The organism is Staphylococcus sp. FSL K6-0223 (assembly GCF_038008285.1).
Genome location: NZ_JBBOYX010000001.1, coordinates 2068234 through 2085482, shown reverse-complemented (window position 1 = coordinate 2085482; position 17249 = coordinate 2068234). Strand labels below are relative to the sequence as shown.

Genomic DNA, 17249 nt, shown 5'->3' with positions numbered 1-17249 from the left:
TTTATTGTGATTATTTTACCTAAGACAGTAGGAGTTAATTTTTAACTTAAAACAATATCCTACCGAGGCTAAAATTGACTTGAACGTGATGATTATTATAATGATCTTTCAAGCACTTTTTGCCGTGGGTAGAAAGTGCTTTTTTTATTAAAAAAGCACCAAAAATAAAAATGGAGGTGTCTGAATGTCTGCTATTATTGAAGCTAAAAAACAACAAGTTGACGTTATCGCTGAACAACTTAAAAATTCAGTTTCAACTGTTATTGTGGACTACCGTGGTTTAACTGTTGCGGAAGTAACTGATTTACGTGCTCAATTACGTGAAGCTGGTGTTGAGTATAAAGTATACAAAAACACATTAGTTCGTCGTGCAGCTGAAAAAGCAGGTATCGAAGGCTTAGATGAATTCTTAACTGGTCCTACAGCTATCGCTACAACTACTGATGATGTAGTTGCTCCAGCGAAAGTGATCTCAGGATTTGCTAAAGAACATGAAGCTTTAGAAATTAAAACAGGCGTTATGGAAGGTAACGTTATCTCAGCAGAAGAAGTTAAAACTGTTGGTTCATTACCTTCACACGATGGTCTTGTATCTATGCTTTTATCAGTATTACAAGCTCCAGTACGCAACTTCGCTTATGCGGTTAAAGCTGTTGGAGAACAAAAAGAAGAAAGCGCTGAATAATTGCGCATAAAATTTTAAAATAAATGGAGGAATAATAAAATGGCTAATCAAGAACAAATCATTGAAGCAATTAAAGAAATGTCAGTATTAGAATTAAACGATTTAGTAAAAGCAATTGAAGAAGAATTTGGTGTAACAGCAGCAGCTCCTGTAGCAGCAGCTGGTGCAGCTGGTGGCGGAGACGCTGGTGCAGAAAAAACTGAATTTGACGTTGAATTAACTTCAGCTGGATCTTCAAAAATCAAAGTTGTTAAAGCAGTTAAAGAAGCAACTGGCTTAGGCTTAAAAGACGCTAAAGAATTAGTAGACAACGCTCCTAAAGTAATCAAAGAAGCTGTTGCTAAAGAAGATGCTGAAAAACTTAAAGAACAATTAGAAGAAGTTGGAGCTACTGTAGAATTAAAATAATTCTAGTATCTTAACTTAATATATAAGTAAATCATTTTAACTTAGTCACTTTAGAGTGAAAGCGTTAATGATTACTTGCATTCTTTGAGAAATTAAAACCCCGTTATTGTTGATAACGGGGTTTTAATTCATTTTCTAATCAAATAGATGAACAAATAAAGAGGTGAAATCATGAGTCACTACTATGATGAAAATCCTGAAGTACAAAGTGATGAAAAAACAATTCAATACTTTTATCATAAATCTCAGTTAAAACTAACGACAGATGCGGGCGTTTTTTCAAAAGGAAAAGTAGATTTTGGGTCTGATTTATTAGTACGAACGTTTTTAAATGAACATCCACCAGGTCCAAGTAAACGTATCATTGATGTTGGCTGTGGTTATGGTCCTATTGGTTTAATGATTGCTAAAGTGTCACCACACCATCAAATGACTATGGTGGATGTGAATCATCGAGCTTTACATTTAGCTGAAAAGAACAAAAAGCAAAATCAAATTGATAATGTCATCATTACAGAAAGTGATGGTCTGTCACAAGTTGAGAATGAATACTTTGACTTTGTATTAACAAATCCACCAATTAGAGCTGGGAAAAATGTTGTTCATCGAATCTTTGAAGAAGCATATCAAAAGCTAAAAAATCAAGGTGAACTCTATGTTGTCATTCAGAAAAAGCAAGGTATGCCTTCTGCTAAAAAGAAAATGGAAGAAATATTTAATAATGTAGAAACTGTGAACAAAAGTAAAGGGTACTATATATTGAAGAGCCAAAAAGGTTGATTTCAAAATGGTATTCTGATATAGTTATAAAATGTAAAAATTTATGTTCAACAAGTGTGTACTTTTACGCAAATTGAGCACGATAAACAAGAATAAGAGAAGAATCGAAAATGGTGTCATCAATTGTGTTGCCGTTTTCTTTTTGTCTTGTTATGTGAAATTTTGTGTATAAGTTCAACACAATATTTGAGGGGTGAATCTGTTTGGCAGGTCAAGTTGTCCAATATGGAAGACATCGTAAACGTAGAAATTATGCGAGAATTTCAGAAGTATTAGAATTACCTAACTTAATAGAAATTCAAACTAAATCTTATGACTGGTTCTTAAAAGAAGGTTTATTAGAAATGTTCCGTGATATTTCACCAATTGAAGATTTCACTGGAAACCTATCTTTAGAATTTGTGGATTATAGATTAGGTGAACCAAAATATGATTTAGAAGAATCAAAAAACCGTGACGCTACTTATGCTGCACCTCTTCGTGTTAAAGTACGTCTCATTATCAAAGAAACTGGTGAAGTTAAAGAACAAGAAGTTTTCATGGGTGACTTCCCATTGATGACGGATACTGGTACGTTCGTAATTAATGGTGCAGAACGTGTTATCGTTTCACAATTAGTACGTTCACCATCAGTATATTTTAATGAAAAAATAGATAAAAATGGACGTGAAAATTACGACGCAACGATTATTCCAAACCGTGGCGCGTGGTTAGAATATGAAACAGATGCTAAAGACATCGTTTACGTTCGAATTGATAGAACACGTAAATTACCTTTAACAGTATTATTACGTGCTTTAGGATTCTCTAGTGATCAAGAAATTATCGATTTATTAGGAGATAGTGAATACTTACGTAATACGCTTGAAAAAGATAGTACTGAAAATACTGAACAAGCTTTATTAGAAATCTATGAACGTTTACGTCCTGGTGAACCACCAACAGTTGAAAACGCAAAAAGCTTATTATATTCACGTTTCTTCGACCCTAAACGCTATGATTTAGCAAGTGTTGGTCGCTATAAAACAAATAAAAAGTTACACCTAAAACATCGTTTATTTAACCAAAAATTAGCTGAACCAATCGTTGACAGCGAAACAGGTGAAATTGTTGCTGAAGAAGGAACAGTTTTAGATCGTCGTAAATTAGACGAAATTATGAATGTTTTAGAGTCAAATGCAAACAGTGAAGTGTTCGAGTTAGAAGGTAGCGTTATTGATGAACCTGTAGAAATTCAATCAATTAAAGTGTATGTTCCAAATGATGAAGAAGAACGCACTACAACAGTGATTGGTAATGCATTACCTGATTCAGAAGTGAAATGTATTACACCAGCAGATATTATTGCCTCAATGAGTTATTTCTTTAACTTATTGAATGGTATTGGTTATACAGATGATATTGACCATTTAGGTAATCGTCGTTTACGTTCAGTAGGTGAACTGTTACAAAACCAATTCCGAATTGGTTTATCTAGAATGGAACGTGTCGTTCGCGAAAGAATGTCTATTCAAGATACTGATTCAATTACACCACAACAATTAATTAATATTAGACCTGTAATTGCTTCAATTAAAGAATTCTTTGGTAGTTCTCAATTGTCTCAATTCATGGACCAAGCTAACCCATTAGCAGAGTTAACACATAAACGTCGTCTTTCTGCTTTAGGACCTGGTGGTTTAACACGTGAACGTGCACAAATGGAAGTTCGTGACGTACACTATTCTCACTATGGTCGTATGTGTCCAATTGAGACACCAGAGGGACCAAACATTGGTTTAATTAACTCATTATCTAGTTATGCACGTGTAAATGAATTTGGTTTTATCGAAACACCATATCGTAAAGTAGATATTGATACAAATTCAATTACTGATCAAATTGATTATTTAACTGCTGATGAAGAAGATAGCTATGTAGTTGCACAAGCCAATTCTCGTTTAGATGAAAATGGTCGTTTCCTAGATGATGAAGTGGTATGTCGTTTCCGTGGTAACAATACTGTTATGGCAAAAGAAAAAATGGACTACATGGATGTATCACCTAAACAAGTAGTATCAGCAGCGACAGCTTGTATCCCATTCCTTGAAAACGATGACTCTAACCGTGCGTTAATGGGTGCGAACATGCAACGTCAAGCAGTACCATTGATGAATCCTGAAGCTCCATTTGTGGGTACAGGTATGGAACATGTGGCAGCTCGTGACTCTGGTGCAGCAATTACTGCAAAACATAGAGGTCGTGTTGAACATGTTGAGTCTAATGAAATCCTAGTTCGTCGTTTAGTTGAGGAAAATGGAACTGAACATGAAGGCGAATTAGACCGTTACCCATTAGCTAAATTTAAACGTTCAAACTCTGGTACTTGTTATAACCAACGTCCAATCGTTTCTGTAGGTGACGTTGTAGAATACAATGAAATTTTAGCTGATGGTCCTTCAATGGAATTAGGAGAAATGGCATTAGGTCGTAACGTCGTTGTAGGTTTCATGACTTGGGACGGATATAACTATGAGGATGCCGTTATCATGAGTGAACGATTAGTTAAAGACGATGTATATACTTCAATTCATATTGAAGAATACGAATCTGAAGCACGTGATACTAAATTAGGACCTGAAGAAATTACACGTGATATTCCTAACGTTTCTGAAAATGCACTTAAAAACTTAGACGATCGTGGTATTATATACGTCGGTGCAGAAGTTAAAGATGGAGATATCTTAGTTGGTAAAGTAACGCCAAAAGGTGTCACAGAATTAACTGCAGAAGAACGATTATTACACGCTATCTTTGGTGAAAAAGCAAGAGAAGTTCGCGATACTTCATTACGTGTGCCACATGGTGCAGGTGGTATCGTTCTAGACGTTAAAGTATTTAATCGTGAAGAAGGCGATGATACTTTATCACCAGGTGTGAACCAACTTGTTCGTGTATATATCGTTCAAAAACGTAAAATCCATGTTGGGGATAAAATGTGTGGTCGTCATGGTAACAAAGGGGTTATCTCTAAGATTGTTCCTGAAGAAGATATGCCTTACTTACCAGATGGACGTCCAATCGATATCATGTTAAACCCACTAGGTGTACCATCACGTATGAACATTGGACAAGTTTTAGAGTTACATTTAGGTATGGCTGCTAAAAACTTAGGTATTCATGTTGCTTCTCCAGTATTCGATGGTGCAAACGACGATGATGTATGGTCTACAATCGAAGAGGCTGGTATGGCACGTGATGGTAAAACAGTATTATATGATGGACGTACTGGTGAACCATTCGATAATCGTATTTCTGTTGGAGTAATGTATATGCTTAAACTTGCTCACATGGTTGACGATAAATTGCATGCGCGTTCAACTGGACCTTACTCACTTGTTACACAACAACCACTTGGTGGTAAAGCACAATTCGGTGGACAACGTTTCGGTGAGATGGAGGTATGGGCACTTGAAGCTTATGGTGCAGCATACACATTACAAGAAATCTTAACTTATAAATCTGACGATACTGTAGGTCGTGTTAAAACATACGAATCTATCGTTAAAGGTGAAAACATTTCAAGACCAAGTGTTCCTGAATCATTCCGAGTATTGATGAAAGAATTACAAAGTTTAGGTTTAGATGTAAAAGTTATGGATGAACATGATAATGAAATCGAAATGGCCGATGTTGATGATGAAGATGCAACTGAGCGCAAAGTAGATTTACAACAAAAAGATGTTCCAGAAACTCAAAAAGAAACTAACGAATAATAAAATTATAAATTTAAGATGAATAAACATGAGTTGCGTAATTTTAATCTCATCAAGATTTAGATTGCGCACTGATGTGCATCTTATGTATGTGATGTCAGTTTCAGTAAATGTAAATCAATCAAATAGCACAGCTAATCTAAATTGAAGGAGGTAGGCTCCTTGATTGATGTAAATAATTTCCATTATATGAAAATCGGTTTAGCCTCACCTGAAAAAATCCGTTCTTGGTCATATGGTGAAGTGAAAAAACCAGAAACAATTAACTATCGTACTTTGAAACCTGAGAAAGATGGTCTTTTCTGTGAAAGAATTTTTGGACCTACAAAAGACTGGGAGTGTAGTTGTGGTAAGTACAAACGTGTACGCTACAAAGGCATGGTTTGTGACCGTTGTGGTGTAGAAGTCACAAAATCTAAAGTTCGTCGTGAAAGAATGGGTCATATTGAATTAGCAGCACCTGTTTCTCACATTTGGTACTTTAAAGGTATCCCAAGTCGTATGGGTCTTTTATTAGATATGTCTCCAAGATCATTAGAAGAAGTTATTTATTTTGCTTCTTATGTGGTTGTAGATCCAGGTCCAACTGGATTAGAGAAAAAATCATTATTATCTGAAGCTGAATTCAGAGAATATTATGATAAATACCCAGGTCAATTTGTAGCAAAAATGGGTGCAGAAGGTATTAAAGACCTATTAGAAGAAATTGACTTAGATGAAGAATTAAAAGCATTACGTGATGAATTAGAATCAGCAACTGGACAAAGATTAACACGTGCAATTAAACGTTTAGAAGTTGTGGAATCATTTAGAAATTCTGGAAATAATCCTTCATGGATGATTTTAGATGTACTACCAATTATTCCACCAGAAATTCGTCCTATGGTTCAATTAGATGGTGGACGTTTTGCAACAAGTGATTTAAATGATTTATATCGTCGTGTTATTAACCGTAATAATCGTTTGAAACGTTTATTAGATCTTGGTGCTCCTGGTATCATCGTTCAAAACGAAAAACGTATGTTACAAGAAGCAGTAGATGCACTAATCGATAATGGTCGTCGTGGTCGTCCAGTAACTGGTCCAGGTAATAGACCATTGAAATCTTTATCACATATGTTAAAAGGTAAACAAGGTCGTTTCCGTCAAAACTTACTTGGTAAACGTGTTGACTACTCAGGTCGTTCAGTTATCGCGGTAGGACCAAACTTAAAAATGTATCAATGTGGTCTTCCAAAAGAAATGGCACTTGAATTATTTAAACCTTTCGTCATGAAAGAATTAGTTCAACGTGAAATCGCAACAAACATTAAAAATGCGAAAAGTAAAATTGAACGCATGGATGATGAAGTATGGGATGTATTAGAAGATGTCATTAAAGAACACCCAGTATTACTTAACCGTGCGCCAACGCTTCACAGATTAGGTATTCAAGCTTTCGAACCTACTTTAGTAGAAGGGCGTGCAATCCGTTTACATCCACTTGTAACAACAGCTTATAACGCTGACTTTGATGGTGACCAAATGGCGGTACACGTACCATTATCTAAAGAAGCACAAGCTGAAGCACGTATGTTAATGTTAGCGGCACAAAATATCTTGAACCCTAAAGATGGTAAACCAGTTGTTACACCATCACAAGATATGGTATTAGGTAACTATTACTTAACTTTAGAACGTAAAGATGCTGTAAATACTGGTATAATCTTTAATGATACAAATGAAGTACTTAAAGCATATGCAAATGGTTATGTTCATCTACACACTCGTATAGGTTTACATGCGCGTTCACTTAATAACCCTACATTTACAGAAGAACAAAATAATAAAATTTTAGCTACTTCTGTAGGTAAAGTGATCTTTAATGAAATCATTCCAGATTCATTTGCATATATTAATGAGCCTACTCAAGAAAACTTAGAAGATAAAACACCTGATAAATATTTTGTTGATCCAACACAATTAGGTGAAGGTGGTCTTAAAGCTTACTTCGAAGAGCAAGAACTTACTGCACCTTTCAACAAAAAATTCTTAGGTAATATTATTGCTGAAGTATTTAACAGATTTAGCATCACAGATACATCAATGATGCTTGATCGCATGAAAGACTTAGGATTCAAGTTCTCATCTAAAGCTGGTATTACAGTTGGTGTATCTGATATCGTAGTACTTCCAGATAAACAACAAATTTTAGATGAACACGAAAAATTAGTAGAACGTGTATCTAAACAATTTAATCGTGGTTTAATCACTGAAGATGAACGTTACAATGCAGTTGTTGAAATTTGGACAGATGCTAAAGATCAAATTCAAGGCGAATTAATGCAATCACTTGAAAAAACAAACCCAATCTTTATGATGAGTGACTCAGGTGCCCGTGGTAACGCATCTAACTTCACACAATTAGCCGGTATGCGTGGATTAATGGCTGCGCCATCAGGTAAAATTATTGAGTTACCAATTACTTCATCATTCCGTGAAGGTTTAACAGTATTAGAATACTTCATCTCAACTCATGGTGCGCGTAAAGGTCTTGCCGATACAGCACTTAAAACAGCCGATTCAGGTTATCTTACTCGTCGTCTTGTTGATGTTGCACAAGATGTTATCGTTCGTGAAGAAGATTGTGGTACGGACCGTGGTTTATTAGTTTCTGATATTAAAGAAGGTACAGAAATGATTGAACCATTTATCGAACGTATTGAAGGCCGTTATTCTAAAGAAACAATTCGTCATCCTGAAACGGATGAAATCATTATTCGTCCTGATGAATTAATCACACCTGAAATTGCTAAGAAAATTACAGATGCAGGTATTGAAAAAATGTATATCCGTTCAGCATTTACATGTAATACTCGTCATGGTGTATGTGAAAAATGTTACGGTAAAAACCTTGCTACAGGTGAAAAAGTTGAAGTAGGTGAAGCAGTTGGTACTATTGCCGCTCAATCAATTGGTGAGCCTGGTACCCAACTTACAATGCGTACCTTCCATACAGGTGGGGTAGCAGGAAGCGATATCACTCAAGGTCTTCCTCGTATCCAAGAGATCTTTGAGGCACGTAACCCTAAAGGTCAAGCGGTAATTACTGAAATCGAAGGTGTCGTTGAAGATATTAAATTAGCAAAAGATCGCCAACAAGAAATTGTAATTAAAGGCGCTAATGAAACACGATCTTATCTTGCTTCAGGTACTTCAAGAATTAAAGTAGAAATTGGCCAATCAGTAGAACGTGGAGAAGTATTAACTGAAGGTTCTATTGAACCTAAGAACTTCTTAGCTGTTGCTGGTTTAAACGCGACTGAAAGCTACTTACTTAAAGAAGTACAAAAAGTTTATCGTATGCAAGGTGTAGAAATTGATGATAAACACGTTGAAGTAATGGTTAGACAAATGTTACGTAAAGTAAGAATTATTGAAGCTGGTGACACTAAACTTCTACCAGGTTCATTAGTAGATATTCATAACTTTACTGATGCAAATAGAGAAGCGTTTAAAGAACGTAAACGCCCAGCTACTGCAAAACCAGTATTACTTGGTATTACTAAAGCATCTCTTGAAACAGAAAGCTTCTTATCTGCGGCTTCATTCCAAGAAACTACTCGTGTACTTACTGATGCTGCTATTAAAGGTAAACGCGATGACTTACTTGGACTTAAAGAGAATGTTATTATCGGTAAACTTATCCCAGCTGGTACAGGTATGAGACGTTATAGTGACGTTAAATACGATAAAGTGGGTACTCCAGTTGCTGAAGCTGACGAAGCAGAAGTGACTGAGTAATTAATGTGAAAGTAACTTGGAACTTTAATTTGTTCCAAGTTCTTTTCTTTTAATATTTACAGAAAATGATAAAAAATGTTGACTAATTATTATATAAAGTGTTATTATTGTAAAGGTTGATGCAAGCAGAACTTTGGAGGATATTTAATGTCTAATGAAAAAGTTGCACGCTTTAACAAACAACATTTTGTAGTTGGTCTTAAACAAACGTTAAAAGCGTTGAAAAAAGATCAAGTTGCATCATTGATTATTGCTAAAGATGTTGAGATATACTTATTAGCTCAAGTATTTAGCCAAATCAATCATAAAAGCATACCGATTACTTATTTCGAAAGCAAATCGGCTTTAGGAAAAGCAGTAGGTATTAATGTTAATGCGACAATTGTTGCGTTATTGAATGAGAATTAGTAAGTTTTTACACTTACTAAATTTTATTTAACCTAAAAATGAACCACCTGGATGTGTGGAATTAAAAAATGAAGAGAGGAGGACATTCAATGCCAACTATTAATCAATTAGTACGTAAACCTAGACAAAGTAAATCTAAAAAATCAGATTCACCAGCGTTAAACAAAGGTTTCAATAGTAAAAAGAAACAATTTACTAACTTAAACTCACCTCAAAAACGTGGTGTTTGTACTCGTGTAGGTACAATGACACCTAAAAAACCTAACTCAGCGTTACGTAAATACGCTCGTGTGCGTTTATCAAACAACATTGAAATCAACGCATACATTCCTGGTATCGGCCATAACTTACAAGAACACAGTGTTGTACTTGTACGTGGTGGACGTGTAAAAGACTTACCTGGTGTGCGTTACCATATTGTACGTGGTGCACTTGATACTTCAGGTGTAGATGGACGTAGACAAGGACGTTCATTATACGGAACTAAAAAACCTAAAAATTAAGTTTAAGATTGTGTAAATTTTACTATCAATTTTTAAGAATATATTATAATAGGAAGGGAGGACTTTATAATGCCTCGTAAAGGATCAGTACCTAAAAGAGACGTATTACCAGATCCAATTCATAACTCTAAGTTAGTTACAAAATTAATTAACAAAATTATGTTAGATGGTAAACGCGGAACAGCACAAAGAATTCTTTATTCTGCATTTGACCTTGTAGAACAACGCAATGGTCGTGATGCTTTAGAAGTATTCGAAGAAGCTATTAACAACATTATGCCAGTATTAGAAGTAAAAGCGCGTCGTGTAGGTGGTTCAAACTACCAAGTACCTGTTGAGGTGCGCCCAGAACGTCGTACAACTTTAGGATTACGTTGGTTAGTAAACTACGCTCGTCTTCGTGGTGAAAAAACTATGGAAGATCGTTTAGCTAACGAAATCTTAGATGCTGCTAACAATACAGGTGGTGCAGTCAAAAAACGTGAGGACACTCACAAAATGGCTGAAGCGAACAAAGCATTCGCTCACTATCGTTGGTAAGATTGAAGCTTTAACCCTGAGTGTGTTCCGTCATATTGGTTTACCAAGTAAAATGGTTCATGCTTAGGGCATCGCCATATTCTATAGTACTTATTCAGTAATAACTGGAAGGAGAAAAACAATGGCTAGAGAATTTTCTTTGAAAAACACTCGTAATATCGGTATCATGGCTCACATCGATGCTGGTAAAACTACAACGACTGAACGTATTCTTTATTATACAGGTCGTATCCACAAAATTGGTGAAACACATGAAGGTGCTTCACAAATGGACTGGATGGAACAAGAACAAGATCGTGGTATTACAATCACATCAGCTGCAACAACAGCTTCTTGGAAAGACCACCGTGTTAACATTATCGATACACCAGGACACGTAGACTTCACTGTAGAAGTTGAACGTTCATTACGTGTACTTGACGGTGCGGTTACTGTACTTGATGCTCAATCAGGTGTAGAACCTCAAACTGAAACAGTTTGGCGTCAAGCTACTACTTATGGTGTTCCTCGTATTGTATTCGTTAACAAAATGGATAAACTTGGTGCAAACTTTGAGTATTCAGTAAGTACATTACATGATCGCTTACAAGCAAATGCAGCACCTATCCAATTACCAATTGGTGCCGAAGATGAATTTGAAGCAATCATTGACTTAGTTGAAATGAAATGTTTCAAATATACAAATGACTTAGGTACAGAAATTGAAGAAATTGAAATTCCTGAAGATCACAAAGAAAGAGCAGAAGAAGCTCGTTCTAACTTAATCGAAGCAGTTGCAGAAACTAGCGACGAATTAATGGAAAAATATCTTGGTGACGAAGAAATTTCAGTAGCTGAATTAAAAAATGCTATCCGTCAAGCAACTACTGACGTAGAATTCTACCCAGTACTTTGTGGTACAGCATTCAAAAACAAAGGTGTTCAATTAATGCTTAATGCAGTAATTGATTACTTACCATCACCATTAGATGTTAAACCTATCGTAGGTCATCGTGCTGAAAATCCTGATGAAGAAGTCATTGCAAAAGCTGACGATAATGCTGAATTCGCAGCGTTAGCTTTCAAAGTTATGACTGACCCTTATGTTGGTAAATTAACTTTCTTCCGTGTATATTCAGGTACGTTAACATCTGGTTCATACGTTAAAAACTCAACAAAAGATAAACGTGAACGTGTAGGTCGTTTATTACAAATGCATGCGAACTCTCGTCAAGAAATTGACACTGTTTACTCAGGAGATATCGCTGCAGCTGTAGGTCTTAAAGAAACAGGTACTGGTGACACTTTATGTGGTGAGAAAAATGACATTATCTTGGAATCAATGGAATTCCCAGAACCAGTTATTCACTTATCAGTAGAACCTAAGTCTAAAGCTGACCAAGATAAAATGACTCAAGCTTTAGTTAAATTACAAGAAGAAGACCCTACTTTCCATGCACATACTGACGAAGAAACTGGACAAGTTATCATCGGTGGTATGGGTGAGTTACACTTAGATATCTTAGTAGACCGTATGAAAAAAGAATTCAACGTTGAATGTAACGTAGGTGCACCAATGGTTTCATATCGTGAAACATTTAAACAATCTGCTCAAGTTCAAGGTAAATTCTCTCGTCAATCAGGTGGTCGTGGACAATATGGTGATGTTCATATTGAATTCACTCCAAATGAAACTGGCGCAGGTTTCGAATTCGAAAACGCTATCGTTGGTGGTGTAGTTCCTCGTGAATACATTCCATCAGTTGAAGCTGGTCTTAAAGATGCTATGGAAAACGGTGTATTAGCTGGTTATCCATTAATTGATGTTAAAGCTAAATTATTTGATGGTTCATACCATGATGTCGATTCATCAGAAATGGCCTTCAAAATTGCTGCATCATTAGCACTTAAAGAAGCTGCTAAAAAATGTGATCCAGTTATCTTAGAACCAATGATGAAAGTTACAATCGAAATGCCTGAAGAATACATGGGTGATATCATGGGTGACGTAACAGCTCGTCGTGGACGTGTTGATGGTATGGAACCACGTGGTAATGCACAAGTTGTTAACGCTTATGTACCACTTTCAGAAATGTTTGGTTATGCAACTTCATTACGTTCTAACACTCAAGGTCGCGGTACTTACACTATGTACTTTGACCATTATGCAGAAGTTCCAAAATCAATTGCTGAAGAAATCATCAAAAAAAATAAAGGTGAATAATATAACTTGTTTTAACTAGTAAATCTAGGTAAAATACAGCTTGAGCTTATTAATTAAGCATTCATCTTTATGAATTGATTTTTTATCCAAAATGCATTATAAAAGAACTATGAATTCTTTTTAGAACAATCATTATGTCTCATGATAGTGAGTAACTATCATGAGAGATAATATTGAAATAACTTTAACTAGAATAGGAGAGATTTAATAATGGCAAAAGAAAAATTTGATCGCTCAAAAGAACATGCCAATATTGGTACTATCGGTCACGTTGACCATGGTAAAACTACTTTAACAGCTGCTATCGCAACTGTATTAGCTAAAAATGGTGACACTGTAGCACAATCATATGACATGATTGACAACGCTCCAGAAGAAAAAGAACGTGGTATTACAATCAATACTGCACACATCGAATATCAAACTGACAAACGTCACTATGCTCACGTTGACTGCCCAGGACACGCTGACTATGTTAAAAACATGATCACTGGTGCTGCTCAAATGGACGGTGGTATCTTAGTAGTATCTGCTGCTGACGGTCCAATGCCACAAACTCGTGAACACATTCTTTTATCACGTAACGTTGGTGTACCAGCATTAGTAGTATTCTTAAACAAAGTTGACATGGTTGACGATGAAGAATTATTAGAATTAGTTGAAATGGAAGTACGTGACTTATTATCTGAATACGACTTCCCAGGTGACGACGTACCTGTAATCGCTGGTTCAGCTTTAAAAGCTTTAGAAGGCGATGCTCAATACGAAGAAAAAATCTTAGAATTAATGCAAGCAGTTGATGATTACATTCCAACTCCAGAACGTGACTCTGATAAACCATTCATGATGCCAGTTGAGGACGTATTCTCAATCACTGGTCGTGGTACTGTTGCTACAGGCCGTGTTGAACGTGGTCAAATCAAAGTTGGTGAAGAAGTTGAAATTATTGGTATCAAAGAAACTTCTAAAACAACTGTTACTGGTGTAGAAATGTTCCGTAAATTATTAGACTACGCTGAAGCTGGTGACAACATCGGTGCTTTATTACGTGGTGTTGCTCGTGAAGATGTACAACGTGGTCAAGTATTAGCTGCTCCAGGTTCAATTACACCTCACACAAAATTCAAAGCAGACGTATACGTTTTATCAAAAGATGAAGGTGGACGTCATACTCCATTCTTCACTAACTATCGTCCACAATTCTATTTCCGTACTACTGACGTAACTGGTGTTGTTAACTTACCAGAAGGTACTGAAATGGTAATGCCTGGCGACAACGTTGAAATGACAGTAGAATTAATCGCTCCTATCGCGATTGAAGACGGTACTCGTTTCTCAATCCGTGAAGGTGGACGTACTGTAGGATCAGGCGTTGTAACTGAAATCTTCGAATAATTTATTATTTGATATAGAAGACTCCCTTATTGGGAGTCTTTTTTTATTTGAAAATAAGACTTAAGTTCACTGTACTTTTATTTAGTAAAAAATATTAATAAAACAGCCCATAGATAAATACTATCTATGGGCTGTTTCAATCGTTTATATTCTAAGGTTTACGATACATATTTAACAAAGAATTAAAAAACGCTTTCAAGTTCTAAGATTTTAAGAAATTCGCTTGCAGCATATTTAAATGCTGCTTCATCAATATCAAAATGCGGATTGTGATGTGGGGCTGTAATACCCTTATCAGCATTGCCACATCCAGTTAAGAAAAATGCGCCAGGTCGGACTTTTAGATAGTGTGAAAAGTCTTCACCAATCATCATCAATTCTGATTTATTAAAACGTAAATGTAAATCATTTGCCGCTTGTTTAACTGTTTCATAAGCTTCTTCATGATTATGAACTGGTAAATACCCTCTAATATACTCCATGTTATAAGTGACATCATTCGCTAATGCAAGACCTTGTAATAATTTATCCATTTTCTCTTGAATATGAGCTTGTAGTTCTGTATCAAATGTACGTACCGTCCCTTTGCAAAATGCCGAATCTGGAATAACACTATCAGAAGAACCTGCTTGTACCATACCAAAGGTTAATACTGCTTCTTTTACAGGATCGATGGTACGAGAAATGATTTTTTGAGCACTTAGTATAAACTCAGCCATAATTACAATTGGATCAATTGTTTCATGAGGTTTAGCACCATGTCCTCCTTTACCTTTAATGGTAATCGAGAATTCATCTGGAGAAGCCATGATTGCACCTGGTCTTGAATAAATTGTACCAGTGGGATAACCACTCCAAAGATGAGTACCATAAATTTTATCAACATCGTTTAAACAGCCATCATCAATCATTTCTTGAGAGCCACCTGGCATAATCTCTTCACCATATTGAAAAATAAATACAACATTTCCTTTTAATAAGTGGCGATGTTCATGAACAATTTCAGCAACACCTAATAAAATAGCAGTATGACCATCGTGACCACATGCATGCATAAAACCATCGTTTTTAGATTTATATGGAACGTCGTTTAATTCTTGGACTGGTAATGCATCGAAGTCTGCACGAAATGCAATAGTTGGACCATTTTCTTTCCCTTTAAAAGTTGCCTTGATACCATTTCGTCCTACAGGTGACACAATCTCACAGTCTAAATGACTTAACTGATTGAGAATGTAGTTATGTGTCCACGTTTCTTCAAAAGAAGGCTCTGGATATTGATGCATATAACGACGCATTTGAATCATTCTATTTTCTTTTTCACTGGCTAATTGAAACCAATCAAACACATTGACCACTTCTTCCTAATTATTATGAACTTTAGTATAACAAATTCTACTAAAACTCAGTAGTCACTCATTGTAATTTTAATAAAAGACACACTATCAAATATTAAATGAATTATCTTATAACATAAAATGATTATGATGATAATAAATTATGATGAATCAATAACAAAAGAGAAATGATGAGGCACATGGTTCAGTTGTGATAGATAAAGGCGCAGAAATAGTAAAACATTTAGGCTTACAAGACAAAATTGATTTCCAAAGCGGTACATTATCTAAAGCTATCGATGTCGTAGGTGATTATGTCGCACGCACTAAAAAATGTTAGATCAAGCACTTAAAGTATTAAAAGTTAGAAAAGGGTTAAATATTATTAAATAAACATTTAATTAATTTGAGTCATCTATTAGTTTAAATGTATAAATGGATTGTTTTTCATTTTTAGTGGTACACTAATTGTAAAAAAAGAGGTGTATACATGCTTGAATTAAGAAAACTAGAGTATAAAGATAAAGAAAGTTTAATTCGATATTTACAATATTGGTATGACAACAATGAGAAAATTGTTCCATCTAATGTCGATGTCGCACATTATCAATCTTTTCAACAAATGGTCGAACAATTGAATCATCCACCCGTAAATATGAATACCGTTCCTTCTACAACATTATTTTATTTTAAAAATGATGATATTGTTGGTGCAGTAAATATTCGTCATGAACTTAATGATAAATTAACAAACATTGGAGGACATGTAGGCTATGGCGTCGCCAAACCATACAGAGGAAATGGTTATGCTTCAAGCATGTTAGAAGAAGCACTAAATAGACTAAATAAAATGGGGATACATAAAGTATTGATGACATGTAATCCTTATAATGATGCTTCACAAAAAGTAATAAAAAAACATGGAGGATATGAAATTAATTCGTACATTAAAAAAAACGGCCAGCCAGTAAGTCGATTTGAAATTCCAAATGATGGAAGGTGAAACTGTGAAAGATTTAAAAGTAGTATATGCGCTCATACAAAATCAAGAAAGAAAAGTATTACTTGTTAATAATACAGATGGCGGGGGGTGGTCATTACCAGGAGGAAAGGTAGAAAAGGGAGAGACACTAGTTGAAGCTTTGAAACGTGAAGTAATGGAAGAAACAGGTCTTAATGCTAAGATTGGAGATATCGTAAGTATTAATGAAGGTAAATCCACTCAAATGAATGTACACACATTATTTATTATGTTTAAAGCTACAATTAAAAATGAAGTCATAGATATACAAATGAAAGATGAAATTTCAGAAACAAAATGGATGACTATCGAAGAAGCAGACCAAAAACTTACATACTATAATCATAGTTTAAAAGTATTTTTAGATAATAAAGCTACCTATTATAATGAAGGTATTATAGATTAAACAACAAGTATTATAGCAATCATTT

Annotated in this window: 13 protein-coding genes, 1 pseudogene and 1 other annotated feature; of the genes and pseudogenes, 13 read left to right on the top strand and 1 reads right to left on the bottom strand. The window is 35.3% G+C overall.

Annotated elements, in window-relative coordinates:
* Nucleotides 1-154: a sequence feature (ribosomal protein L10 leader region), on the top strand.
* A 30-nt stretch (nucleotides 155-184) separates the two neighbouring features.
* From rplJ to tuf, 10 genes are all read left to right on the top strand, one after another.
* On the top strand, nucleotides 185-685 hold the full coding sequence (gene rplJ / locus MHI13_RS10335; RefSeq protein WP_002449049.1) for a 50S ribosomal protein L10: 501 nt from the start codon (nucleotides 185-187) through the stop codon (nucleotides 683-685).
* 39 nt (nucleotides 686-724) lie between these two features.
* Complete coding sequence (gene rplL, locus MHI13_RS10330; protein WP_002488409.1) at nucleotides 725-1093, top strand: 50S ribosomal protein L7/L12; 369 nt, start codon at nucleotides 725-727, stop codon at nucleotides 1091-1093.
* Nucleotides 1094-1264: 171 nt separating this feature from the next.
* Nucleotides 1265-1873 carry a class I SAM-dependent methyltransferase gene (locus MHI13_RS10325; RefSeq protein WP_017175316.1) on the top strand — a complete coding sequence of 203 codons (609 nt, stop codon included), beginning with the start codon at nucleotides 1265-1267 and terminating at the stop codon, nucleotides 1871-1873.
* 203 nt (nucleotides 1874-2076) lie between these two features.
* Nucleotides 2077-5628 (top strand): DNA-directed RNA polymerase subunit beta, encoded by a 3552-nt coding sequence (gene rpoB / locus MHI13_RS10320; protein ID WP_002449020.1) that lies wholly within the window; start codon nucleotides 2077-2079, stop codon nucleotides 5626-5628.
* A gap of 189 nt (nucleotides 5629-5817) precedes the next feature.
* Nucleotides 5818-9411, top strand: coding sequence for a DNA-directed RNA polymerase subunit beta' (gene rpoC / locus MHI13_RS10315; RefSeq protein WP_161795359.1), 3594 nt, complete (start codon nucleotides 5818-5820; stop codon nucleotides 9409-9411).
* A 147-nt stretch (nucleotides 9412-9558) separates the two neighbouring features.
* The gene (locus tag MHI13_RS10310; protein WP_017175319.1) at nucleotides 9559-9819 is read left to right on the top strand and encodes a ribosomal L7Ae/L30e/S12e/Gadd45 family protein; all 261 of its coding nucleotides are present in this window, start codon (nucleotides 9559-9561) and stop codon (nucleotides 9817-9819) included.
* Nucleotides 9820-9908: 89 nt separating this feature from the next.
* On the top strand, nucleotides 9909-10322 hold the full coding sequence (gene rpsL / locus MHI13_RS10305) for a 30S ribosomal protein S12 (protein WP_053031033.1): 414 nt from the start codon (nucleotides 9909-9911) through the stop codon (nucleotides 10320-10322).
* A gap of 69 nt (nucleotides 10323-10391) precedes the next feature.
* Nucleotides 10392-10862: a 30S ribosomal protein S7 gene (gene rpsG, locus MHI13_RS10300; RefSeq protein WP_285327820.1), complete on the top strand. Its 471-nt coding sequence runs from the start codon at nucleotides 10392-10394 to the stop codon at nucleotides 10860-10862.
* 121 nt (nucleotides 10863-10983) lie between these two features.
* Nucleotides 10984-13065, top strand: coding sequence for an elongation factor G (fusA, locus tag MHI13_RS10295; RefSeq protein WP_017175320.1), 2082 nt, complete (start codon nucleotides 10984-10986; stop codon nucleotides 13063-13065).
* 210 nt (nucleotides 13066-13275) lie between these two features.
* The gene (gene tuf / locus MHI13_RS10290) at nucleotides 13276-14460 is read left to right on the top strand and encodes an elongation factor Tu (RefSeq protein ID WP_017175321.1); all 1185 of its coding nucleotides are present in this window, start codon (nucleotides 13276-13278) and stop codon (nucleotides 14458-14460) included.
* A gap of 182 nt (nucleotides 14461-14642) precedes the next feature.
* Here tuf and MHI13_RS10285 read toward each other — a convergent pair whose 3' ends face one another.
* On the bottom strand, nucleotides 14643-15809 hold the full coding sequence (locus MHI13_RS10285) for a M20 family metallopeptidase (RefSeq protein ID WP_048679841.1): 1167 nt from the start codon (nucleotides 15807-15809) through the stop codon (nucleotides 14643-14645).
* 178 nt (nucleotides 15810-15987) lie between these two features.
* Here MHI13_RS10285 and MHI13_RS10280 point away from each other — a divergent pair.
* The 3 genes and pseudogenes from MHI13_RS10280 to MHI13_RS10270 form a co-directional block, all read left to right on the top strand.
* Nucleotides 15988-16131 (top strand): annotated as a pseudogene (locus tag MHI13_RS10280) (8-amino-7-oxononanoate synthase); the annotation flags it as partial.
* 156 nt (nucleotides 16132-16287) lie between these two features.
* Nucleotides 16288-16800 (top strand): GNAT family N-acetyltransferase, encoded by a 513-nt coding sequence (locus MHI13_RS10275; protein WP_049336719.1) that lies wholly within the window; start codon nucleotides 16288-16290, stop codon nucleotides 16798-16800.
* Between the two features lie 4 nt (nucleotides 16801-16804).
* Nucleotides 16805-17224 carry an NUDIX hydrolase gene (locus MHI13_RS10270; protein WP_049336716.1) on the top strand — a complete coding sequence of 140 codons (420 nt, stop codon included), beginning with the start codon at nucleotides 16805-16807 and terminating at the stop codon, nucleotides 17222-17224.
* Nucleotides 17225-17249: the final 25 nt, after the last annotated feature.